Annotated in this window: 19 protein-coding genes; 16 read left to right on the forward strand and 3 right to left on the reverse strand. The window is 72.0% G+C overall.

Going from position 1 to position 22511, the window contains the following annotated elements; all coding sequences use genetic code 11:
- Positions 1 to 30 precede the first annotated feature (30 nt).
- Both FL583_RS23770 and FL583_RS23775 read left to right on the forward strand, forming a co-directional pair.
- Positions 31 to 357: a PASTA domain-containing protein gene (locus FL583_RS23770; protein ID WP_142707011.1), complete on the forward strand. Its 327-nt coding sequence runs from the start codon at positions 31 to 33 to the stop codon at positions 355 to 357.
- Positions 348 to 911 carry a PASTA domain-containing protein gene (locus tag FL583_RS23775; RefSeq protein WP_142707012.1) on the forward strand — a complete coding sequence of 188 codons (564 nt, stop codon included), beginning with the start codon at positions 348 to 350 and terminating at the stop codon, positions 909 to 911. The genes FL583_RS23770 and FL583_RS23775 overlap by 10 nt, the downstream gene beginning before the upstream one ends.
- Here FL583_RS23775 and FL583_RS23780 read toward each other — a convergent pair.
- Positions 908 to 1777: an NmrA family NAD(P)-binding protein gene (locus FL583_RS23780; protein ID WP_142707013.1), complete on the reverse strand. Its 870-nt coding sequence runs from the start codon at positions 1775 to 1777 to the stop codon at positions 908 to 910. The genes FL583_RS23775 and FL583_RS23780 overlap by 4 nt on opposite strands.
- A gap of 95 nt (positions 1778 to 1872) precedes the next feature.
- On the opposite strand from FL583_RS23780, the gene FL583_RS23785 reads away from it, so the two are divergent.
- From FL583_RS23785 to FL583_RS23835, 11 genes are all read left to right on the forward strand, one after another.
- Complete coding sequence (locus tag FL583_RS23785) at positions 1873 to 2403, forward strand: TetR/AcrR family transcriptional regulator (RefSeq protein WP_142707014.1); 531 nt, start codon at positions 1873 to 1875, stop codon at positions 2401 to 2403.
- 587 nt (positions 2404 to 2990) lie between these two features.
- Positions 2991 to 4376, forward strand: coding sequence for an MFS transporter (locus FL583_RS23790; protein WP_142707015.1), 1386 nt, complete (start codon positions 2991 to 2993; stop codon positions 4374 to 4376).
- A 169-nt stretch (positions 4377 to 4545) separates the two neighbouring features.
- A complete protein-coding gene (gene frc / locus FL583_RS23795; RefSeq protein WP_142707016.1) occupies positions 4546 to 5772 on the forward strand; it encodes a formyl-CoA transferase in 1227 nt (408 codons plus the stop codon).
- 14 nt (positions 5773 to 5786) lie between these two features.
- Positions 5787 to 7928 carry an acetate--CoA ligase family protein gene (locus FL583_RS23800; RefSeq protein ID WP_142707017.1) on the forward strand — a complete coding sequence of 714 codons (2142 nt, stop codon included), beginning with the start codon at positions 5787 to 5789 and terminating at the stop codon, positions 7926 to 7928.
- A 63-nt stretch (positions 7929 to 7991) separates the two neighbouring features.
- Positions 7992 to 9389, forward strand: coding sequence for an OFA family MFS transporter (locus FL583_RS23805; RefSeq protein ID WP_142707018.1), 1398 nt, complete (start codon positions 7992 to 7994; stop codon positions 9387 to 9389).
- 50 nt (positions 9390 to 9439) lie between these two features.
- Complete coding sequence (locus FL583_RS23810; protein WP_142707019.1) at positions 9440 to 10420, forward strand: 2-dehydropantoate 2-reductase; 981 nt, start codon at positions 9440 to 9442, stop codon at positions 10418 to 10420.
- Between the two features lie 95 nt (positions 10421 to 10515).
- Positions 10516 to 10905, forward strand: coding sequence for an NAD(P)H-dependent oxidoreductase subunit E (locus FL583_RS23815; RefSeq protein ID WP_142707044.1), 390 nt, complete (start codon positions 10516 to 10518; stop codon positions 10903 to 10905).
- Positions 10902 to 12395, forward strand: coding sequence for a formate dehydrogenase beta subunit (locus tag FL583_RS23820; protein ID WP_142707020.1), 1494 nt, complete (start codon positions 10902 to 10904; stop codon positions 12393 to 12395). The genes FL583_RS23815 and FL583_RS23820 overlap by 4 nt, the downstream gene beginning before the upstream one ends.
- Positions 12392 to 15145, forward strand: coding sequence for a formate dehydrogenase subunit alpha (gene fdhF, locus FL583_RS23825; RefSeq protein ID WP_142707021.1), 2754 nt, complete (start codon positions 12392 to 12394; stop codon positions 15143 to 15145). Before FL583_RS23820 ends, fdhF begins: the two co-directional genes overlap by 4 nt.
- Positions 15135 to 15341 (forward strand): formate dehydrogenase subunit delta, encoded by a 207-nt coding sequence (locus tag FL583_RS23830; RefSeq protein WP_205752399.1) that lies wholly within the window; start codon positions 15135 to 15137, stop codon positions 15339 to 15341. Before fdhF ends, FL583_RS23830 begins: the two co-directional genes overlap by 11 nt.
- Before the next feature lie 59 nt (positions 15342 to 15400).
- Entirely contained in the window at positions 15401 to 16123 is a 723-nt protein-coding gene (locus FL583_RS23835) for a GntR family transcriptional regulator (RefSeq protein ID WP_205752400.1), read from the forward strand.
- 8 nt (positions 16124 to 16131) lie between these two features.
- On the opposite strand, the gene FL583_RS23840 is transcribed toward FL583_RS23835, so the two are convergent.
- Together FL583_RS23840 and FL583_RS23845 are read right to left on the reverse strand one after the other, a co-directional pair.
- Positions 16132 to 16890 (reverse strand): Hsp70 family protein, encoded by a 759-nt coding sequence (locus tag FL583_RS23840; protein WP_142707022.1) that lies wholly within the window; start codon positions 16888 to 16890, stop codon positions 16132 to 16134.
- A 197-nt stretch (positions 16891 to 17087) separates the two neighbouring features.
- A complete protein-coding gene (locus FL583_RS23845) occupies positions 17088 to 18812 on the reverse strand; it encodes a thiamine pyrophosphate-binding protein (RefSeq protein ID WP_142707023.1) in 1725 nt (574 codons plus the stop codon).
- Between the two features lie 167 nt (positions 18813 to 18979).
- Here FL583_RS23845 and sucC point away from each other — a divergent pair, with 167 nt between their 5' ends.
- From sucC to FL583_RS23860, 3 genes are all read left to right on the forward strand, one after another.
- Positions 18980 to 20131 carry an ADP-forming succinate--CoA ligase subunit beta gene (sucC, locus tag FL583_RS23850; RefSeq protein WP_142707024.1) on the forward strand — a complete coding sequence of 384 codons (1152 nt, stop codon included), beginning with the start codon at positions 18980 to 18982 and terminating at the stop codon, positions 20129 to 20131.
- Between the two features lies 1 nt (position 20132).
- Positions 20133 to 21011, forward strand: a complete 879-nt coding sequence (gene sucD, locus FL583_RS23855) for a succinate--CoA ligase subunit alpha (RefSeq protein ID WP_142707025.1) — start codon at positions 20133 to 20135, stop codon at positions 21009 to 21011.
- Positions 21012 to 21176: 165 nt separating this feature from the next.
- Positions 21177 to 21368: a helix-turn-helix domain-containing protein gene (locus FL583_RS23860; RefSeq protein ID WP_338081128.1), complete on the forward strand. Its 192-nt coding sequence runs from the start codon at positions 21177 to 21179 to the stop codon at positions 21366 to 21368.
- The last annotated feature ends 1143 nt before the right edge of the window (positions 21369 to 22511 follow it).

Below are 22511 nucleotides of genomic sequence, written 5' to 3' on the forward strand. Positions count from 1 at the left end.
GGCACCGACACGTGGCATTTCAGCTACTCGATGCAGCTGACGTTCTCGGACGGCACCACCTACGTGTTCGGAGAGAAGACCCGGACGCTGACCGAGAAGATCGTCCACCAGCAGACCCCGTTCACGACGGTGTCGCAGACCAAGGTGCCGAACGTCATCGATCAGACCGAGGCCGCGGCTAAGGCGTCCGTGCGGGCGGCGGGGCTCGTACCGGGCCGGGTCACGCACGAGGTCGATGCACGCTGCGAGCACGTCGGCGTGGTGCTGCGGGAAGTTCCCGGCCCCGGGGCGACCGTCGACAACGGCAGTGCGGTCGATCTCGTGATCGGCGACGAACCGAAGACGGCATGCCCATGAAGGCGCTGGTGATGGCGGTCGTTGTACTGGCGCTGGTGCTGATCGGACGACCGGCCGCGGCCGCGACGCCGACCGCCGTCCTCACCTCGGCGAGCGTCACGTTCACGACGACGGACGAGGACAAGGACGGCGACACGGCGGTCTACCTGGAGTTGAAGACCGGGGACGGGCGGCAGGCCGGCTGGCTCACCGGCTTCTACGGTCGTTTCGACGACGGGTCGGTGCACGGGCCGCTCACGTTCTCCGACGGCACCTCGTACGTGCTGGCCGAGAAGAACCGCAGCCTGAGCGAGTCGAACCGGGCCCTGACCGCGTCGTTCGCACCGGTGTCCCAGGTGAGGGTGCCGAACGTGATCGGGCAGACCGAGGCCGCGGCGAAGGCGGCCGTGCGAGCGGCGGGACTGACCCCGGGTGCGGTCACTCACGAGGTCGATCCGCGCTGCGAGCACGTCGGCGTGGTGCATCGCGAGATCCCGGGCGCCGGTGCGCTTGTCGACGGCGGTTCCGTGGTCGTGCTCGTCATCGGCGACGAGCCGAAGACGCACTGCCCTTAGCGCAGGTGGACGGATGCCCAGTCGGCGAGGGTGCGGGGGGTGAGGCCCTGGGCGTGGGCGAATTCGGGGCGGGCCGGGGCCGGGTGGTCGGTCGAGTAGCGCTGGGCGCGGGCGAAATGCTCCGCCGGCCCCTCGCCCTCGGCGGGCAGCGCGATCTCGGTGCCGAGCACGTCCGAGAGGATCTTCGCGACCTCGCGCATCGACAGCCGGTCGCCGGCCAGCTCGAGCTCGACGCCGTCGAAGCGGGCCGGGTCGGCGAACGCGGCCGCGGCGGCCGCGCCGATGTCGTCGGTGGCGATCCAGGGCTGGGGCACGTCCGGGTCGTGCGCGACCAGCAGCCGGTCGTCGGTGCCGTTGGCGAAGTAGAACGACGGCCGGATCAGGTTCTCCATGAACGTCGACGGGCGCAGGATCGTCCAGTGCTCGACGCCGGACGTCCGGACGAAGTCTTCGATCTGGGCCTTCGTGCGCCAGTAGTGCGGCATGTGCTCGCCGTACTTCTCAGGGTCGGGCAACGGGCGGCCGGTGCCGGAGACCGACGTGTGCACGATCTGCTCGACGCCGGTCCGCACGGCCGCGTCCACGAGGTTGCGGCCGTGGCGGACCTCGGCGTCGCCCAGCAGGTTCTCCAGGTCGGGAAGCTGCACCGAGAACACGCCCCGGACGCCGTCCGCGGCCGCGCGCAGCGACGCGGGGTCGTCGTAGTCGGTGGCGACCACCTCGGCGTCGGCGTCGGCGAGCGCCCGGGCCCGCGGGTGGTCGGGGTCGCGGACCAGCGCGCGGACCGGCGTGCCCTGCGCGAGCAGGGCTCGGGTCGCGGCGCTGCCCTGGCGGCCGGTGGCGCGGGCGACGAGAACTGGACGCATGTGTTCCTCCCTGAGCGGTTCGAAACGGGGTGGCCCTCCGTTTCTCGCTGGGTACGATACGGGGGCCCACCCCGTTTTCGTCAAGAGGGGCTCGAATGGTGCGTGCGGACCAGGCGCGGAACCGGGCGGCGCTGATCGCGGCCGCGGCCGACGTCATCGCCGTGGACGGGGCCGACGCGTCGCTGGAGGAGATCGCCCGCCGGGCCGGGGTCGGCTCGGCGACGCTGCACCGGCACTTCCCGTCCCGGCGGGCGCTGTGGGAGGCGGTGTTCCACGACCGGGTCGTCGGGCTCTGCGTCCGGGCGGGCGAGCTCTCCGACGACCAGGACGGGCTGGTCACCTGGCTCGGGGAGCTGGCGGCGTACTCCGCGTCGGCCCGCGGGCTGGCGTTGGCCCTGCTGGAGAGCCCGGGTGGGATCGCCGCCGAGGACACCTGCCACGGCCTCATGCGCGACGCCGCCGGCGGTCTGCTCGAGCGCGCGACCGCGGCCGGGACGGTCCGGCCCGGAGTCGACGTCGACGACCTGCTGCGGCTGGTGAGCGCGATTTCGTTCGCCACCGAGGGGGACGAGCCGGGCGCGGCGAGGCTCCTCGATCTCGCCGTCCGCGGGCTGGCCCGGGTCTAGATGGTTGATTGCGATGTTCAGTGGTCGTAGGCGGTCAGCGATCGGGTGGCCGGTAGGGGTGCAGACCAGAGGCGGGCGCAGGTCCCAGAACCATCGGGAGTGTGACGCGTAGTAGCCGTAGTGGGCGTAGCCGGCCAGATCGGAGCTCCCGGGAGGCGCCGCAGCGGAGTCGGCCAGCCACAGGTCGCCGTGCCGGAACGTGGTGTCGCGGGCTGATTCCCGCTGCATCCGGGCTAGCAGGCCACCCGCGGCGCGCAGGCGGGCGGTGACCAGGCGCAGCCGGCGACGTTCGGAGGTGACCCGGAGCAGGGGCTGCGCTGTTGCGGCGGTCAGCAGCTGCTCGTCGGAGAACACCGCCGGACGGCCGGCGGCGGGGCACCCGATCATCGATCCCTACGCAGAGTGCGGTCAGGAGGGTGTCGAGGTCTTCGGTCACACGCAGACCAGCGGCACCCTCCGTCGCACGTCACGGGGTCAACCACGCCGCCACGCCGTCAGGAATCAATCATCCAGCGGGCTCTGGACAGATCGGCGTGAGATGCGTCATGCTCGGTCGCGGCATACTGCATACAGTAGGCAGGTGTGCGATGGAGCATTCGCTGGTGACCGACGTCCACGGCCGGCAGTACCGGGTCGGCGAGAGTGCCACTGATCTGACCGGACGGTCCCGGGCCTGGATGGTGCGGGCCCCGCAGGCCGCGATGGCGGCGGCGGGCCTGTTGCAGTACGGCGCGGCGGCGGTGCTCCCGGTGCTCGGCCGGGGGCGGGCCGAGGCACTGTGGTTGCTCGGGGTGTGGGTGGTGTGTCAGGCCGGGGTCGCGGTTCCGGCGACGTGGCTCTACCGGCGGTTCGGGGCTCGGCTGCTGGTGCCGGCCGGGGTCTGCTGTGCGGTGGGGTTGGCGGCGCTGGCTCACGGGGGGTCGTTCGGGGTTCTTCTGGCCGGGTACTCGCTGCTCGGTGGGGTGGGGGCGGGGCTGACGTACGCGGTGTGCGTGGGTGCGGTCACCGAGTGGTTCCCGGAGCGCATCGCGGGGGCCACCGGGGCGGTGAGCGGCGCGTTCGGGTACGGCTCGGTGCCGTTCGTCCTGGCCGCGGCGTGGGCCTTCGGCCCCTCCGCGACCGGCTCGGCCGCGAGCGGCGGGGTCCACTCGGCCGCGGGCGGCGGGGTCCACTCGGCCGCGGGCGGCGGGGTCCACTCGGCCGCGGGCGGCGCGGGCGTCCTCCTGCTCGACTCGGCGGCGGTGGTCGTCGGGTTGGCGGTGGTCGGGGCCGGGCTGATCCTGCGACGGCCGCCCGCGCACTGGTGGCCGGCTCAGCTCGATCCTCGCCTGTGGGCGATCGACCGGCGGCTCAACCGGAGCATCCCGCGGAACGCGCCGGCGATCCGGGCGTTCGGCCCGGCCGAGGCCCTGCGGACCGGCGCGCTCCCCTCGATGTGGCTGGTCGTCGGCGTGATCGCGGCGATGGCCCTGTTCGATCTCGGGTACCTGGCGACGTCCGGCGCCGGAGTCGCGGTCCCGATCGCCGTGCTCGCGCTGGCCACCGGCGCCGGGCGGGTCGTCACCGGGCGGCTGTCCGACCGGCTCGGGCGGCGCCGGATGCTGGTCGCGGCCCTGCTGCTGGGCGGCCTCGGTCAGCTGGGGATCGCCGCCGACGGCCCGGTGCAGCTCGCGTCGGCAGCGGTGGCCGGAGCGGGCACCGGAGCGGGGTACTCACTGCTGGTCGGCCTGGTCCGCGACTGGTTCGGCGACGAGGCCACGCTGCCCAACTACGGCCTCGTCTACAGCGGCAAAGCCGCCGGGGGAGCAGTCGGCCTCCTTCTGGTGGCGGCCGCCCCACCGTCCGCGAGCCTCCCCGCCGACGGCGGAACGGCCACCTTCGCGCTGGCCGCCGCACTGGGAATCGCCGGCGCCGTCGCCGCGGCCAGACTCCGCCGCCCCGGCCACCCCCAACTCCGCCTCCCCGGCCGCTGACGACCCCGGCCCACGCCCGCAACCCGCGCCCCGAGCCACAACCCCGCGGCCACCGCCCCACCAGCACTTCTCTGTTCACTCTGGACAACCGATGTGATCTAGGCCACCATACTGGATCACGTCATACGGTATGCAATATGCAGGCGCCCGACGACGCAGGAGGACGACGATGGGTAAGGCACTCGAGGGCATCCGGATCCTCGACATGACTCACGTCCAGTCAGGACCCTCGGCCACGCAACTACTCGCCTGGCTCGGCGCAGACGTCATCAAGCTCGAAGCCCCCGGCAAAGGCGACATCACCCGCCAGCAACTCCGCGACCTCCCCGACGTCGACTCCCTGTACTTCACGATGCTCAACTGCAACAAGCGCAGCATCACGGTCAACATGAAGTCCGACGAGGGCAAAGAGGTCTTCACCCGCCTGGTCCAGGAATCGGACGTGCTCGTCGAGAACTTCGGTCCCGGCGTCGTCGACCGCTTCGGCTTCGCCTGGGAGCGCCTGCAGGAGCTCAACCCGCGCCTGGTCTACGCGTCGATCAAGGGCTTCGGCCCCGGCCGGTACGCGGGCTTCAAGGCCTACGAGGTCGTCGCGCAGGCGATGGGCGGCTCGATGAGCACCACCGGCGACGAGGACGGCCCGCCGACCGCGACCGGCGCCCAGATCGGCGACTCCGGCACCGGCGTCCACCTGGTCGCGGGCATCCTGGCCGCGCTGCTGCAGCGCACCACCACCGGCCGCGGCCAGCGGGTCCAGGTCGCGATGCAGGACGCGGTGCTCAACCTCTGCCGGGTGAAGCTCCGCGACCAGCAGCGGCTGGCCCACGGACCCCTCGGCGAGTACCCGAACGACAACTTCGGCGACGAGGTCCCGCGCTCCGGCAACGCGTCCGGGGGTGGCCAGCCCGGCTGGGCGGTCAAGTGCGCCCCGGGCGGCCCGAACGACTACATCTACGTGATCGTCCAGCCCACCGGCTGGGCCCCGATCGCCAAGCTCATCGGACGCCCCGAACTGGCCGAAGACCCGGCCTGGGCCACCCCCAAGGCCCGCCTCGACAAGCTCGACAAGATGTTCGCGCTGATCGAGGAGTGGACCGAGCAGCACACCAAGTGGGCGGTGATGGAGGACCTCAACGCCCACGACATCCCGTGCGGCCCGATCCTCTCCACCCGCGAGCTGATCGAGGACGACACGCTCGCCACGCTCGGCTCGGTCGTCGAGGTCGACCACCCCGAACGCGGCCCGTTCAAGACCGTCGGCTGCCCGATCAAGCTCTCCGACTCGCCCGTCGACGTCGAGCGCTCGCCGCTGCTCGGCGAGCACACCGACCAAGTCCTGTCCGAACTCGGCCTGGCCGATCGGGCCGACGCCTACCGCGCCGCCGGCGCGATCTGAGGGAGACCACCGACATGGCCGTCCAGACCGAAGCCGGGCCCAGGACCATCGTGCAGAACATCCTCGACGCCGTGCGGGCCGAGGGCCGCGACGCGCTCACCGCCCCCGAGGGACGCGCGGTGGTCGAGGCCTACGGCATCAGCACGCCCGGCGAAGCGCTCGCCACCAACCCCGAGGACGCCGTGGCCGAGGCGACCCGCATCGGGTTCCCCGTCGTTCTGAAGATCGTCTCGCCCGACATCCTGCACAAGACCGAGGCCGGCGGCGTCCTCGTCGGCATCAAGAACGCCGCGGAAGCGGCGGACGGCTACCGGACCATCGTGCGGAACGCCCGCCACCACAACGAAAACGCGCGGATCGTCGGCGTCCAGGTGCAGCAGATGCTCACCCAGGGCCACGAGGTGATCGTCGGCGCGGTCACCGATCCGACGTTCGGCAAGATCGTCGCGTTCGGACTCGGCGGCGTGCTCGTCGAGGTGCTCAAGGACGTGACGTTCCGCCTCGCTCCGACCTCGCGGGCCACCGCAAAACAGATGGTCGAGGGCATCAAGGCGGCCGAGATCCTGCGCGGCGTCCGGGGCGCCGAACCCGTCGACCAAGAGGCGCTGGCCACGCTGATCAGCCGCGTCTCCGACCTGGTCACCGACTTCCCGGAGATCTCCGAGGTCGATCTCAACCCGGTACTGGCCACGTCCGACAAGGCGACGGCCGTCGACGTCCGGATCATCGTCGGGGCGGAGACCGAACCGCCCTCGCGGTTCACCCGCGAGGAGATCCTCGCGTCGATGAACCGGATCATGCGACCGGCCTCGGTCGCGGTGATCGGCGCGTCGGCCGAGGCCGGGAAGATCGGCAACTCGGTGATGAAGAACCTGGTCGACGGCGGGTACCAGGGGCGGATCCACCCGGTGAACCCGAAGGCCACCGAGATTCTCGGCCTTCCGGCCGCGAAGACGATCACCGACATCGACGACGACGTCGACGTGGCGATCTTCGCGATCCCGGCGAAATTCGTGCCGCAAGCACTGGAAGAAGCGGGCGCCAAGGGCGTGGCCGGCGCGATCCTGATCCCGTCCGGCTTCGGCGAGACCGGCAACCAGGAGCTCCAGGACGAGGTCGTGGCCATCGCCCGCAAGCACGGCGTCAGGATCCTCGGGCCGAACATCTACGGCTACTACTACACGCCCGAGCACCTCTCGGCGACGTTCTGCACCCCCTACGACGTGCCCGGCGGCGTCGCCCTGAGCTCGCAGAGCGGCGGGATCGGGATGGCGATCCTCGGGTTCAGCCGGTCGGCCCGGATGGGTGTCTCGGCGATCGTCGGCGTCGGCAACAAGGCCGACCTCGACGAGGACGACCTGCTGACGTTCTTCGAGGACGACGACCATACGCAGCTGATCGCGATGCACCTCGAGGACCTCAAGGACGGCCGCGCGTTCGCCGAGACCGCGCAGCGGGTCTCGAAGCGCAAGCCGGTGATCGTCCTCAAGGCCGGTCGCACCGCGGCCGGTGCGAAAGCGGCCGGCTCACACACCGGCGCGCTGGCCGGCGACGACGCGGTCTACGACGACATCCTCCGGGAGTCCGGCGTGATCCGGGCGCCGGGCCTCAACGACCTGCTCGAGTACGCCCGGGGCATCCCGCAGCTGCCCACGCCCAAGGGCGAGAACGTCGTCATCATCACCGGCGCCGGGGGATCGGGCGTGCTGCTCTCCGACGCCTGCGTCGACAACGGGCTCTCGCTGATGCGGATCCCCGACGACCTGGACCAGGCGTTCCGGGCCTACATCCCGCCGTTCGGCGCGGCCGGCAACCCGGTCGACATCACCGGCGGCGAACCGCCGTCCACCTACCGCAACACGATCGCGCTGGGCCTGGAGGACCCGCGGATCCACGCGCTGATCCTCGGCTACTGGCACACGATCGTGACGCCCCCGATGACGTTCGCCGAGCTCGTCGTCGACGTGGTGGACGAGTACCGGGCCCGGGGGATCCACAAGCCGGTCGTCGCGTCGCTCTCGGGTGACGTCGAAGTCGAAGAGGCGAGCGAGCACCTCTACCGCAACGGGATCGTCGCCTACCCCTACACCACCGAGAAGCCGGTCGCGGTGCTCGGTGCGAAATACCGGTGGGCCCGCGCAGCGGGCCTGCTCTGAGCTCCATCCGCTCCACGAACCACGGCGGTGAACGTTTCGTACCCCTGCTCCAGGAGGTCCAGCGTGAGTACTTCCGAAAAGCCCGCAGAATCGGAGACGGCACCCCCCGGTGGGTTCCGAGAAGTGAAGGACGTGAACGGCCGCATCTACCGCGTCGGCGAGACCGACCGGCAGATCATGGGCCGTTCACGACGGTGGATGGTGTTCCTGCCGTGGGTCGCGATGATGGCGATCTCGTCGTCGGAATACGCGTTCTCCTCGGCCGAGGAGACGCTCTCGGGTGCGCACGGCTGGCACGGCGCGCACATCTTCTGGCTGCTCGGCGTCTGGATCTTCTTCCAGGCCGCGGTGGCGTTCCCGGTCGGGGAGCTGCGCGAGCGGGGCACGCTCTCGGCCCGGAACGCGATGCTGATCGGCGCGTGCGGAACCGTGCTCGGCTATCTCGCGCTGGCCTACGCGCCGAACGTCTGGGTCGCCTACCTCGGGTTCGGCCTCTTCGGCGGCTGCGGCGCCGGCGCGGTGTACGCGACCTGCGTCAACATGGTCGGGAAGTGGTACCCGGAGCGGAAGGGTGGCAAGACCGGGTTCGTCAACGGCGGCTTCGCCTACGGCTCCGTCCCGTTCATCTTCCTGTTCAAGAACTACATGGACGTCGGGAACCTGGGCGGGATCCTGACCGCGGTCGGTTTCGGGCTGGCGATCACGGTCGCGCTGGTCGGGTTCTTCTTCGTCGACCCGCCCAAGAACTGGTGGCCGCCGCACGTCGACCCGCTGCGCGCCGCGGCCGACGACCCGCGGATCCGGCGCTCGCTGCTGAAGAACCCGCCCGCGGTGAAGCAGTACAAGCCGTCCGAGGCGATCCGCACCCCGGTGCTGCCGCTGATGTGGTTCTGCCTGCTCTGCACGGCCGGCATCAACATCTTCGGCATCGCGTTCCAGGTGCCGTTCGGTGACGAGATGGGCTTCGCCGGGGGCATCGTCGCGCTGGCGATGAGCCTCAAGGCGATCATCAACGGCACCGGCCGGGGCGTCATCGGATGGATCTCCGACCGGTACGGCCGGCGGCAGACGCTGGTGATCGTGTGCATCGTGCTGGGCGGCGCGCAGTACGCGGTGTACTTCTCCGGCTCGATCGGCAACATGCCGCTGTTCCTGCTGGCGTCGATGGTCTCGGGCTTCGGCGGCGGCGCGATCTTCCCGCTGTTCGCGGCGATGACCGCGGACTTCTTCGGCGAGAACAACAACGCGTCGAACTACGGGATGGTCTACAGCTCGAAGCTGGTGTCCGGCCTGGTCGGGTCCGGTCTGGGGGCCGTCGTGGTCGCGGCCTGGGGCTACGGAGGGGCGTTCATCCTCGCCGGGACGATCGGCCTCGCCACCGCGTTCCTGGCCATGCTGCTCCGGCAGCCCGGCCGGGACCTGCGCACGACCAGCCAAGAGTCCCTCGCCCTGTCGGCCTGAGGTCACGCGTGGCCGCGCCTCCGGGCGCGGCCACGCAGTGGGGAGCGTTCATGAAGATTGCCGTGCTCGGCGCCGGGGCGATCGGCGCGTACGTCGGAGCGGCGCTGCACCGCGGGGGCGCCGACGTCTCGTTGATCGCCCGGGGCGCCCACCTGGCCGCGCTGCGGCGCGACGGCGTCCGGGTGCACAGCCCGCGGGGTGACTTCGTCGCCCGGGCGCACGCCACCGACGACCCCCGCGAGGTCGGCCCGGTGGACTACGTCTTCCTCGGGTTGAAGGCCCACCAGTACGCGACCTGCGGGCCGCTGATCGAGCCGCTGCTCGGCCCGTCGACCGCGGTGATCGCCGCCCAGAACGGGATCCCCTGGTGGTACTTCCACGGGTTGCGTGGGCACCCGCTGGAGGGCCGCCGGATCGAGGCCGTCGACCCGCGCGGAGCGGTCTCCCACGTGCTGCCGGTGGAGCGGGCCATCGGGTGCGTCGTCTACTGCTCGACCGAGATCGAGTCGCCGGGGGTCATCCGTCACCTGGAGGGCACCCGGTTCTCGATCGGCGAGCCTTCGGGGGCGATCTCCGACCGGTGCCGGGCGTTCGCCGACGCGATGGTCGACGGGGGACTCAAGTGCCCGGTCGAGCCGGACCTGCGCGACGACATCTGGGTCAAGCTGATGGGCAACGTCGCGTTCAACCCGCTGTCCGCCCTGACCAGGGCGACGATGGTCGACATGTGCGGGCACCCCGGGGCCCGTTCGCTGGTGGCGTCCATGATGGCCGAGACCATCGCGATCGCCGAAGCCACCGGGTGCCACCCGTCGGTGTCGATCGAACGGCGCATCGAGGGCGCGGCCCGGGTCGGGCACCACAAGACGTCGACGCTGCAGGACCTGGAAGCGGGCAAGGAGCTCGAGCTCGAGGCGATCATCGGGGCGGTCGTCGAGATCGCCGAGCTCACCGGCGTGCCGGCGCCGACGCTGCGCAACGTGTACGCGGCGGTGGACCTGCTGGCCCGCACGATGGCGATGGCCGGCTGATGGCCCGCGCCGACGTGTCCCGGGTCGACCCCCGGAAGCGCGGCCGCCGGGCCCAGCCCGCGTCGCCGCTGGCCGGCCTCGACCCGCAGCTGGTGATGACCGTGCGCCGGATCGTCGCCGCCCACGCCGGGTGGCGCGGCCCGCTGCTGCCGGTGCTGCACGCGCTCCAGGACGAGCTGGGGTACGTGCCGCCGGACGCGACCCCGATCCTGGCCCACGAGCTCAACCTGTCCCGGGCCGAGGTGCACGGCGTGATCACGTTCTACACCGACTTCCGGACGGCGCCGGCCGGCCCGCGCACGGTGCGGATCTGCCGGGGCGAGGCCTGTCAGGCGGTCGGCGCCTCCGCGCTCGTGGAAGCCGCGGGCGACCGCGCCGGGCACGTCTTCTGCTTCGGCAACTGCGCGCTCGGCCCCACCGTCGAGGTCGACGGCCGGGTACTCGGCCGGGTCACCCCGGAGAAGCTCAGGGAGGTGCTCCCGTGACCGTCGTCTACGTCCCGCGGGATTCCGCGGCCCGCTCGGTCGGTGCCGACGAGGTGGCGGACGCGTTCCGCGCGCGCGGCGTCGAGGTCGTGCGCAACGGGTCGCGGGGGATGCTCTGGCTCGAGCCGTTCGTCGAGGTGACCACGCCGGCCGGGCGGGTGGGGTACGGGCCGGTAACTGCGCCCGATGTGGACTCGATTCTCGCCGGTGGCCCGCATCCGCTGCGGATCGGCGTCGTCGACGACATCCCCTGGCTGGCCCGGCAGAACCGGGTGACGTTCGCCCGGGTCGGAATCACCGATCCGGTGTCGCCGGTCGACTACCTGGCCCACGGAGGCCTGGCCGGGCTGCGGCGGGCCTTGTCGATGGCGCCGGCCGAGGTCGTGGCCGAGGTGACCGAGTCCGGCCTGCGCGGCCGGGGCGGGGCCGGGTTCCCGGCCGGCATCAAGTGGCAGACCGTGCTGGGCTGCGACGGCCCGCTGAAGTTCGTCTGCGCCAATGCCGACGAGGGGGACAGCGGCACGTTCGCCGACCGGATGATGCTCGAGGGCGACCCGTTCGCGCTGATCGAGGGCATGACGATCGCCGCCCACGCGGTCGGCGCGACCGAGGGCTACGTGTACGTGCGGTCGGAGTACCCCGACGCGGTCGCCACGCTGCGGGCGGCGATCGACGTGGCCCGGGCCGAGGGGTGGCTGGGCACCGAGATCCTCGGGTCGTCCCTGACGTTCGACCTGCACGTCCGGGTCGGGGCCGGCGCCTACATCTGTGGCGAAGAGACCTCGATGCTGGAGTCGCTGGAGGGCAAGCGCGGGATGGTGCGCGCGAAACCGCCGATCCCGGCGATCGAGGGCCTGTTCGGGAAGCCGACCGTGGTGAACAACGTGCTCACGCTGGCCACGGTGCCGGCGATCCTGGCCCGCGGGCCGGCGTTCTACCGCGCGCTGGGCGTCGAGAGATCACGGGGCACCCAGGTGTTCCAGCTCGGCGGGAACACGCTGCGCGGTGGCATCGTCGAGGCGGCGTTCGGGCTCACGCTCGGCGAGCTCGTGCACGACTTCGGCGGGGGCACGCTCTCCGGGCGCCCGGTGCGGTGCGTGCAGGTCGGCGGGCCGCTGGGCGCCTACGTCCCGACGTCGCAGTTCGGGCTGCCGCTGGACTACGAGGCGTTCGCGGCGGCCGGGGCCATGCTCGGCCACGGTGGCGTCGTCGTGTTCGACGACCGCGTGGACCTGGCCGCCCAGGCCCGGTTCGCGTTCGAGTTCTGCGCCGAGGAGTCCTGCGGCAAGTGCACGCCGTGCCGGGTCGGCGCGGTCCGGGGCGTCGAGGTCGTCGACCGGATCCGGGCCGGCGAGCGGCGCGAGGAGAACCTCGTCCTGCTCGAGGACCTGTGCGTACTGATGACCGACGGCTCGCTCTGCGCGATGGGCGGCCTGACCCCGATGCCGGTCCGTAGCGCTCTGAAGCTGTACCTCCAGGAGACGTCATGACGCTGGTGAAAGAACCCGACTTCGGCACTCCGGCCCGTCCCGGGGACCCGACCGTCACCGTTTCCGTGGACGGGCTCCCGGTGGTGGTGCCGCCCGGGACCTCGGTGATGCGCGCGGCCGCGCTGGCCGGCGTCAGCGTTCCGAAGCTCTGCGCGACGGATTCCCTGGAGGCGTTCGGATCGTGCCGGCTCTGCGTCGTCGAGATCGACGGACGCCGGGGGACCCCGGCGTCGTGCACCACGCCGGTCGACGACGGGATGCGGATCCGCACGCAGTCGGCGCACCTGGAGCGGCTGCGCCGCGGGGTGATGGAGCTGTACATCTCCGACCATCCGCTGGACTGCCTGACCTGCCCGGCCAACGGCGACTGCGAACTGCAGGACATGGCCGGGGTGGTGGGGTTGCGTTCGGTTCGCTACGAGGGGGGCCCGAGCCACCTCGACGCGCCCAAGGACACCAGCAACCCGTACTTCGACTTCGACGAGTCCAAGTGCATCGCCTGCTCCCGCTGCGTGCGGGCCTGCGACGAGGTGCAGGGGACGCTCGCGCTGACGATCGCGAACCGCGGCTTCGCGTCGAAGGTCGCTCCTGGGCCGACGAACTTCCTGGACTCGGAGTGCGTCTCCTGCGGGGCCTGCGTGCAGGCCTGCCCGACCGCCACGCTGCAGGAGAAGTCGGTCGTCGAGCTCGGGATGCCGACCCGGAGCGTGATCACGACCTGCGCGTACTGCGGGGTCGGGTGCTCGTTCAAGGCCGAGCTGCGCGGCACCGAGCTGGTCCGGATGGTGCCGCACAAGGACGGCGGCGCGAACGAGGGGCACTCGTGCGTGAAGGGCCGCTTCGCGTTCGGGTACGCGACCCACCCGGACCGGGTGCTGACGCCTCTCGTCCGGGAGTCGATCACCGATCCGTGGCGGGAAGTGTCCTGGGATTCCGCCATCGAGACCGTCGCGTCCCGGATGCGGGCGATCCAGGACCGGTTCGGCCCCGGGTCGATCGGCGCGATCTCGTCCTCGCGCTGCACGAACGAGGAGGTGTGGGTCGTCCAGAAGATGGTGCGGGCGGCGTTCGGCAACAACAACGTCGACACGTGTGCGCGGGTCTGCCACTCGCCGACCGGCTACGGCCTCAAGCAGACGTTCGGCGAGTCGGCCGGCACCCAGGACTTCAAGTCGGTCGCGCTCGCCGACGTGATCCTGCTGATCGGCGCGAACCCGACCGACGGCCACCCGGTGTTCGCGTCCCGGATGAAGCGGCGGCTGCGCCAGGGCGCGCAGCTGATCGTCGTGGATCCGCGCCGGATCGACCTCGTGCGGTCCCCGCACGTCGAGGCCGCCCACCACCTGCAGCTGCGGCCGGGGACGAACGTCGCGATCGTCAACGCGCTCGCGCACGTCGTGGTGACCGAGGGTCTGGTGTCCGACGACTTCGTCGCCTCGCGCTGCGAAGGTTTCGACGAGTGGGCGACGTTCATCGCCCGGCCCGAGAACAGCCCGGAAGTGGTCGCCGACGTGACCGGGGTGCCGGCCGAATCGGTACGGGCGGCCGCGCGGCTGTACGCGTCGGCCGGCAACGGGGCCATCTATTACGGGCTCGGGGTCACCGAGCACTCGCAGGGCTCCACGATGGTGATGGGCCTGGCCAACCTGGCCATGGCGACCGGCAACGTCGGCCGGGAGGGCGTCGGGGTGAACCCGCTGCGCGGTCAGAACAACGTGCAGGGCTCGTGCGACATGGGCTCGTTCCCGCACGAGCTGCCCGGGTACCGCCACGTGTCGGACGACGTCGTGCGCGGGCTGTTCTCGTCGGCCTGGGGCGTGCCGATCGAGCCGGAGCCGGGGCTGCGGATCCCCAACATGTTCGACGCGGCGATCGACGGGTCGTTCCGGGGGCTGTTCGTGCACGGCGAGGACATCGCGCAGTCGGATCCGAACCTGTCCCACGTCACCGCGGCGCTGTCGGCGATGGAGCTGGTCGTCGTGCAGGACCTGTTCCTGAACGAGACGGCTGAGTTCGCGCACGTCTTTCTGCCCGGGGCGTCGTTCCTGGAGAAGGACGGCACGTTCACGAACGCCGAGCGGCGGATCAACCGGGTGCGCGCGGTGATGCCGCCGAAGACCGGCAAGAGCGAGTGGGAGATCGTCAGCGAGATCGCCACCGCGATGGGCTACCCGATGGCGTACTCGCACCCGAGCGAGATCATGGACGAGATCGCGGCGATGACGCCGACGTTCACCGGGGTGTCGTACGAGGCGCTGGAGAAGCTGGGCAGCATCCAGTGGCCGTGCAACGCGTCAGCGCCGTCGGGGACGCCGGTGATGCACGTGGATTCGTTCGTGCGGGGGCTCGGGAAGTTCGTGCCGACGCCGTTCGTCGCCACCGAGGAGCAGACCACCCGGCGCTACCCGCTGGTGCTCACGACCGGGCGGATCCTCAGCCAGTACAACGTCGGCGCGCAGACCCGGCGCACCGGCAACGTCGCCTGGCACCCGGAGGACCTGCTCGAGATCCACCCGCACGACGCCTCCGAGCGGGGGATCAGCGAGGGCGCGGTCGTGACGCTGGCCAGCCGGGTGGGGGAGACCCGACTGCGGGCGACGATCTCCGACCGGATGCCGGTCGGCGTGGTCTACACGACGTTCCACCACCCGGTGACCGGCGCGAACGTCGTGACGACCGAGCACTCGGACTGGGCCACGAACTGCCCGGAGTACAAGGTGACCGCGGTGCAGGTGTCGGGTGCACGCTGAGGCGCGGCTGGTGAACGACATCGCCCGGCAGTTCCGGCACCTGACGCCGGAGGCCGCGGCCGAGCAGATCGCCGGACACGTGGCCCGGTTCTGGGATCCGCGGATGCGGGCGCGGTTGCTGGCTCTGGCCGACGCGGGGTCGGAGGGCCTGGATCCGCTGGCCGTGGCCGCCGTGGCGGTGCTCCGGCGCTGGTGAACTTGGTATGCCGACCGACTGTATGCTGTAAACCGTCAGTCGACACTGCCGGAGGAACGATGAGCGAGATGGGCGGTCGGGGCTCCCGCTCTCGGCGCAAGCCGCTGGAGCGGCCGGCGCCGCTGCGTCAGGTCGTCACCGACGAGATCGCCGACATGATCATCACCGGTGAGCTGTCGCCGGGCGAGCACCTGGTCGAGCAGGAGCTCGCCGCCCAGCTCGGCGTCTCCCGCCAGCCCGTGCGCGAGGCGCTGCAACGTCTGCACTCCGAGGGCTGGGTCGACCTGCGGCCCGGCCTCGGGGCGTTCGTGCACACGCCGACCGCCGAGGAGGCCGACCAGCTGCTCGCCGCCCGCACGCTGCTCGAGGCCGAGTCGGCCCGGCTGGCCGCCGCGAACGCGACCCCGGCGCTGGTCGAGCAGCTGTGGGAGCTCCAGGCGGCCGGCGAGGCCGCGGTGGAGGCCGACGACGAGGCTGGCATGGTCGCCGCGAACGCCGCCCTGCACGCCCAGATCATGACGATGTCCGGCAACACGGTGCTCTCCGAGCTCGTCGGCATCGTCGACAGCCGGGTGCGCTGGTACTACCGCCCGATCGCCCGCTCGCGGGGCCGCGAGGCCTGGGACGAGCACCGCGAGATCATCGAGGTGCTGGCGGCCGGAAACGCCCGCAAGGCCGGCGACCTCATGCGCAAGCACACCGAGCGCACCCGCAAGACGTACCACCAGCGGGCCCAGGAGGCCGAGAAGAACCCGAACCCCCCGGTCGAGAAGGGCGCCTAGGAGAAACGTCACCCGGCCGACCACGGTGTAGTCCGGCGGCTGCGACTCGTCGGCGAGCTCGCGAGCGTCCGCTGCCCGTCGTCGTTGCCGGTGAGGTTGACGACCAGCAGGACGGCGGCCAGCAGCACGACGACGGCCATCACGGCGCCGAGCGCCGCGAACAGCGGCAGCCGGCGGCGGGACGACGACGACGGCGGCGGCGGGGTCGTCGGGAAGGCCGGACCCGGGCCGGCCGGGGACGCCGGAGCCGCGGTGGTCAGCAGGTCGGCGACGAGCAGCGCGCCCCGGGCGACGACCGACTCCGGGTTCTCCACGACCGTCGGGGCGATCCCGAACTCCTGGTGCAGCAGCGTGGCCGCGAGCGGGATCCGGCTCGAGCCGCCGACCAGGAAGATTGCCTCCACGTCGGACCGCGGGGCGCCTGCGGCCCGGAGCGCGGCGCCGGTGACCGCGACGGTCCGGTCGAGCAGCGGCCGGGCCAGCAGCTCCCGGCCGATCGGGACGTCGTCCTCGAGCCGCGGGACGTGGACGTGCGCCGACGCGGTGCGCGGCAGCATCTCCTCGGCCTGCCGGATGTCGTCCCGGAGCGCCCGGGACGCGCGCAGGTCGCCGGAGGTCGACGGGGTGGCGGGCCGCGGCCGGAGATCGGCGCCCCGCGCCGCCGAGGCGGTCCGGGGCGCCGAGGCGGTCCGGAGGTAGTCGAAGATCGCCGCGTCGAGGTCGCCGGGGTCGGCGAGGGGCGAGCGGAGCGCGGGCTTGCGCAGCACGGGCTTGCGGAGCGCGGGTCAGGAAGCTGGACGCGGCCGCGACCGGTTCCGGCACGAGCCGGGGAGCGGTCAGGCCGGCCAGCGCGGCCGCCTGCCGCAGCACGTCCTGCCGGGTCCGGCGCCAGGCCGCCGGATGGCTGAGCACGTCCTGGCCGGAGCCTGGCCATCCCCGGTGGAGGCCCCGGCCGGAGGTGTGCCTACTTGTACATCGTCTGGTTCATGGTGCCGGGGGCGTAGGCGTCCGGATCGACCCAGACGTTGATCAGCGACGGGAGGCCGCTCTCGCGGGCCCGGCGCAGCGCCGGGCCGATGTCGGCCGGGTCGCGGACCTCCTCGCCGTAGCCGCCCAGCATCTGGGCGAACTTGTCGTACCGCACGTCGCCGAGCGTGTTCCCGACCCGCTGACGGGCCTCGCCGTACTTGCGCAGCTGCCCGTACCGGATCTGGTTCATCGACGAGTTGTTCCCGACGACCCCGACGAACGGCAGGTTGAACCGCACCAGCGTCTCGAAGTCCCAGCCGGTCAGCGAGAACGCGCCGTCGCCGAACAGCGCCACGACCTCCTTGTCGGGCCGCGCGTACTTCGCCGCCAGCACGAACGGGATCCCGACGCCGAGCGTGCCGAGCGGGCCCGGGTCCATCCAGTGGCCCGGCGTCTTCGGCTGGACGACCCCGCCGGAGAACGTGACGATGTCGCCGCCGTCCCCGATGTAGATGGAGTCCTCGGTCAGGAACTCGTTGATCTCGTGGGCCAGCCGCAGCGGGTGGATGGGCGAAGCGTCGGAGAGCTGGCGGGGGAGCCGCTTCTGGTAGGCCTCGTTCTCGACCGCGCGCAGCTCCGCGAACCACGGTGCGCGCGAGGCCACCGGGCCGGTCACGGCCCGCGTCACCGCGGCCAGGACCGCGCCCGGGTCGCCGACGATCCCCAGGTCGATGTCCCGGTTCTTGCCGACGGTGCGGTAGTCCAGGTCGATCTGCACGACCGTGGCCGACGACGGCAGCCGGCGCCCGTACCCCATCCGGAAGTCGAACGGCGTCCCGACGATCACGATGACGTCGGCCTGGTTGAACGCGTACCGCCGGGAAAGGTGGAAGTGGTGCGGGTCGCCGGGCGGCAGCGAGCCGCGGGCCGAGCCGTTCATGAACACCGGGATGTCGAGCGTCCGGGCGAAGTCGATCGCCGCTTCGGTGCCCCGTCCGGTCCACACCTGCGACCCGAGGAGAACCGCGGGCTTCGAGGCCCGCTGCAGGATGTCGGCCAGCCGCTGGACGGCCGCCGGGTCCCCCGCACTACGAGTCGACGCCCGGTACCGGCCGGGCTCGGGGATCGTGCAGTCGGCCAGGTCGACCTCGGCGTCCAGCACGTCCCGGGGGATCTCCAGGAACGACGGGCCGGGGGCGCCCGCGTAGCACTCCCGGAACGCCATCGAGACCATGTCCGCGCTGCGGGTGGTGTGCGGCACGGTCGCGGCGAACTTCGTGATCGGCGTCATCATGTCGACGTGTGGCAGGTCCTGCAGCGAGCCCATCTTGTGCTGGCTGAGCGCACCCTGGCCGCCGATCAGCAGCATCGGGCTCTCGGCCCGGAACGCGTTCGCGACGCCGGTGACCGCGTCGGTGGTGCCGGGCCCGGCCGTCACCACGGCGACGCCGGGCTTGCCGGTGACCCGCGCGTACCCGTCGGCGGCGTGGGCCGCGACCTGCTCGTGCCGGACGTCCACGACCGCGATGCCCTCGTCGACGCAGCCGTCGTAGATGTCGATGATGTGCCCGCCGCAGAGGGTGAAGATGACGTCGACGCCCTCGGCCTTCAGCGCCTTCGCGACGAGGTGCCCGCCGGAGATCCGGTCCGGATCCTGGCTCCGCTGCCGCAGGATCGCCGCGGTGGCTTCGGCCTCCGGCTCCGTGGTGGTCTGGCTCATGTCCCTCAACTCCTCGGTGTTGCCGCGGACTGAAGACTGCATACGGTATGCGGCGTCCCTATGTTCCACCGGTCACCGCTGACTGTCCAGGGCCGATTGTCGACGCGCATATTGCATACAGTATGGCGCAGCGCTACGGTTTCGGGAGTCGAGCGAGGACGGTGGCCATGGATCTGTACGAGTACCAGGCACGCGATCTGTTCGCCGCGCACGACGTCCCGGTGCTGCCGGGCGTCGTCGCCGAGACCCCTGAGGACGCCCAGGCGGCGGCCGTCGGTCTGGGGCGGGCCGTTGTCGTCAAGGCGCAGGTCAAGACCGGCGGACGGGGCAAGGCCGGCGGGGTCAAGCTCGCGCCCGACCCGGACGCGGCGCGGCGGCGGGCGTCCGAGATCCTGGGCCTGGAGATCAAGGGCCACCCCGTGCGGCGCGTACTGGTGACCACGGCCACCGAGATCGCCGACGAGTACTACTTCTCCTACCTGCTGGACCGGGCCAACCGTACGTTCCTCGCGCTGGCGTCGCTCGAAGGCGGCGTCGAGATCGAGGAGACCGCGGTGACGAACCCGGAGGCGCTGGTCCGGATCCCGATCGACCCGCTCACCGGTGTCGGCGCGGCCGAGGCCGAACGGATCGTGTCCGCGGTCGGCCTCCCGCCCGCGTCGGCCGAGGCCGTACAACGCCTCTGGACGACGTTCGTCGCCGAGGACGCGCTGCTGGTCGAGGTCAACCCGCTGGTCCGGGACGTCGACGGGGCGATCGTCGCGCTCGACGGGAAGGTGACGCTCGACGACAACGCGGCCTACCGGCACCCCGGGCACGCGGCCCTGCGCGACCTCGGCGCGGCCGACCCGCTCGAAGCGAAGGCGCAGGCCCGGCACCTCAACTACGTCCGGCTCGACGGGCAGGTGGGGGTGATCGGCAACGGCGCCGGCCTGGTGATGTCCACGCTGGACGTCGTCGCGCTGGCGGGTGCCGACCCGGCCAACTTCCTCGACATCGGCGGTGGGGCGTCGGCCGAGGTCATGGCCAACGCGCTGGAGATCGTGCTGGCCGACCCGGGCGTCCGGAGCGTCCTCGTGAACGTCTTCGGGGGCATCACCGCGTGCGACGCGGTCGCGGACGGGATCGTCCGCGCGTACGCGCTGCTGCGGAGCCGGGGCGAGCCGGTCGACCGGCCGGTCGTCGTCCGGCTCGACGGCAACCGGGCCGACGAGGGACGGAAGATCCTGCGGGTGGCCGGGCTACCCAGGCTCGAGTTGGTGGACACGATGGACGGCGCGGCCGCGCGCGCCGCTTCGCTGGCATCGGAGGTGGCCTGAGATGGCGATCTGGTTGACCGAGAAGAGTCGGGTGATCGTTCAGGGGATGACCGGCGCCGAGGGCAGCAGGCACACCCGGCGGATGCTCACCGCGGGCACGACCGTGGTCGGTGGCGTGAACCCGCGCAAGGCCGGCACCAGCGTCGATTTCGACGGCGCGAAGTTGCCGGTCTTCGCGGGGGTGGCCGAGGCGATGGCCGAGACCGGCGCGGACGCGACCGTGATCTTCGTGCCGCCGGCCTTCACGCTGGCCGCCGGGCTGGAGGCGGTCGCGGCCGGGATCCCGCTGGCCGTGGTGATCACCGAGGGGGTGCCGGTGCACGACACCGCGGCCCTGTGGGCGCACGCGGTGGCGGCCGGGAACGCCACCCGGATCATCGGGCCGAACTGCCCGGGGCTGATCAGCCCGGGGAGGTCGAACGCCGGGATCATCCCGGCCGACATCACCGGCGCCGGGCGGATCGGGCTGGTCTCGAAGTCCGGCACCCTGACCTACCAGCTCATGTACGAGCTGCGCGACGTCGGGTTCTCGACCTGCGTCGGCATCGGGGGAGACCCGATCGTCGGGACGACGCACGTGGACTGCCTGCGGGCGTTCGAGGACGACCCGGAGACCGACGCGATCGTGATGATCGGCGAGATCGGCGGCGACGCCGAGGAGCGGGCGGCCGACTTCGTCGCCGAACACGTGACCAAGCCGGTCGTCGGGTACGTCGCCGGGTTCACCGCGCCCGAGGGAAAGACGATGGGCCACGCCGGGGCGATCGTCTCGGGCAGCGCGGGCACCGCCGACGCGAAACAGAAGGCGCTCGAAGCGGCCGGGGTGCGGGTCGGGCGGACGCCGTCGGAGACCGCGAAGCTCCTGCGCGAGGTGCTGTAGCCCTCTTTCGTCGCCTTCGGACACGATAGGTTCGGAGCGGCGATCCTTCGACGGCGAGGGGATCATGCGGTGCGGTGGAACTTGCGATGGGTAGCCGCGAACGCTGACGTCTGGCGTGCCTCGGATCTGCGGGCGGCGTGCCAGGCGGTGGGGTACTCGCCGTCGGTGAGCAAGGTCGCGTCGTGGTGGAACGGGCCGCCGACGTCGGTTCGGCTGGATGAGCTGGACATGATCTGCACGGCGCTGAACTGCCGGATTGCCGATCTGCTCGAGGCGGAGCCGCCGGGTGAGGCGGACGGAACGGGGAGCGCGCCGCCCCGAGCAGCAATGACGCCGAGGCCGTCTCCTCCGGATTGAGCGGTTCGGCCCGTGGCCCGCGACCGAGGGTGGCGATGGTCTGCGCGTGACCTCTACCCTCCGACCGCGCTTGACGGATGGTCTGCTGATGGTGCGGCCCGCCGGAGGGCCGGTCGCCCGGCGATGTCCTCCCGCTGCCGCGGCGCAGGCGCTGCTCCGGATCGTCCCGGAGTGCCGCTGGCTGACCCGCGTCGTGCCTGAGCTGGCCCGCGACGCCGCTTTCTGGCCCGCGACGCCGCTTTCTGGCCCGACGACCTGGGGCCGGCCGATTCCGCTCCGGCCGGCGCGAGTTCGAGCACCAGCGCACCCACCGCGGCGTCCGGCCGCTGACCGCGGCCTACCGCCAACGCGCACCAGGCCACCCGGCCTCGAGGAGCGCCGCCCGCACCGTGCCCAGCGTCCGCATCGCACCGCCCGACGATTCGTGAGTGGCCCAGGCCGTGGTCGTTGGGCTCCGGGCATCCTCTCGGCGGGTGCTCCTGATTCGGCTGGGCTCGCCGGTCGGACGGGGCTCGTGCCGAGGCTCGGTCGCGCTGCCGGTCCTCACCCGCGATCGGATCCTGTGATGATCTGCCGCCGCAGCGACACGGTGCCCGGCCTCGCCGGCGGCAACAACACCTCGAACGACGAACTTCCACCACGAGCCACGCTCACCACCGAACGACCGACTTCTCCAGCACGCTCCGCCGCAGCTCCGCATTCGGGCGGCCGCAAGCGCACGCCAACTCGGCCTCGACGAGCGCGGCGCACGGACCATGACCGGCGTCTGCGTCCGGGCCGCCCAGCATCTCCTCGCACGGACCGCGGCGGTCAGCAGGGTCGGGGCGCGGATTCGAGGGGCCCAGGCCGTGGTCGCTGCGAGCCCGCCGGGCGTTCCCCTGGAGGGTATTCCTGATGCGGCTGCCCTCTCCGGGCTCTCGCGGTGCATCACCGGCCCTCCACCAGGGCCGAATCGACCGGCACGTCCAAGTTCGGCCTCGACGAGCGCGGCGCACGGATCGCGACCGGCGTCTATCGCCGCGTCGCCCAGCATCCCCTCGCACGGATTGCGGCGGTCAGCAAGGTCGGGGCGTGGATTGATGGGGCTCAGCTCGCCACCTGAGTCGCCCAGACGTGGTCGTTGGGCCCCGCGCGCCCCGCGCC

The organism is Cryptosporangium phraense (genome assembly GCF_006912135.1).
Classification (GTDB): domain Bacteria; phylum Actinomycetota; class Actinomycetes; order Mycobacteriales; family Cryptosporangiaceae; genus Cryptosporangium; species Cryptosporangium phraense.

Coding starts and splice junctions, on each gene's coding strand:
- FL583_RS23770 (WP_142707011.1), top strand. CDS start 31: ATGCAGCTGACGTTCTCGGACGGCACCACCTACGTGTTCGGAGAGAAG.
- FL583_RS23775 (WP_142707012.1), top strand. CDS start 348: ATGCCCATGAAGGCGCTGGTGATGGCGGTCGTTGTACTGGCGCTGGTG.
- FL583_RS23780 (WP_142707013.1), bottom strand. CDS start 1,777: ATGCGTCCAGTTCTCGTCGCCCGCGCCACCGGCCGCCAGGGCAGCGCC.
- FL583_RS23785 (WP_142707014.1), top strand. CDS start 1,873: ATGGTGCGTGCGGACCAGGCGCGGAACCGGGCGGCGCTGATCGCGGCC.
- FL583_RS23790 (WP_142707015.1), top strand. CDS start 2,991: ATGGAGCATTCGCTGGTGACCGACGTCCACGGCCGGCAGTACCGGGTC.
- frc (WP_142707016.1), top strand. CDS start 4,546: ATGGGTAAGGCACTCGAGGGCATCCGGATCCTCGACATGACTCACGTC.
- FL583_RS23800 (WP_142707017.1), top strand. CDS start 5,787: ATGGCCGTCCAGACCGAAGCCGGGCCCAGGACCATCGTGCAGAACATC.
- FL583_RS23810 (WP_142707019.1), top strand. CDS start 9,440: ATGAAGATTGCCGTGCTCGGCGCCGGGGCGATCGGCGCGTACGTCGGA.
- FL583_RS23815 (WP_142707044.1), top strand. CDS start 10,516: ATGACCGTGCGCCGGATCGTCGCCGCCCACGCCGGGTGGCGCGGCCCG.
- fdhF (WP_142707021.1), top strand. CDS start 12,392: ATGACGCTGGTGAAAGAACCCGACTTCGGCACTCCGGCCCGTCCCGGG.
- FL583_RS23835 (WP_205752400.1), top strand. CDS start 15,401: ATGAGCGAGATGGGCGGTCGGGGCTCCCGCTCTCGGCGCAAGCCGCTG.
- FL583_RS23845 (WP_142707023.1), bottom strand. CDS start 18,812: ATGAGCCAGACCACCACGGAGCCGGAGGCCGAAGCCACCGCGGCGATC.
- sucC (WP_142707024.1), top strand. CDS start 18,980: ATGGATCTGTACGAGTACCAGGCACGCGATCTGTTCGCCGCGCACGAC.
- sucD (WP_142707025.1), top strand. CDS start 20,133: ATGGCGATCTGGTTGACCGAGAAGAGTCGGGTGATCGTTCAGGGGATG.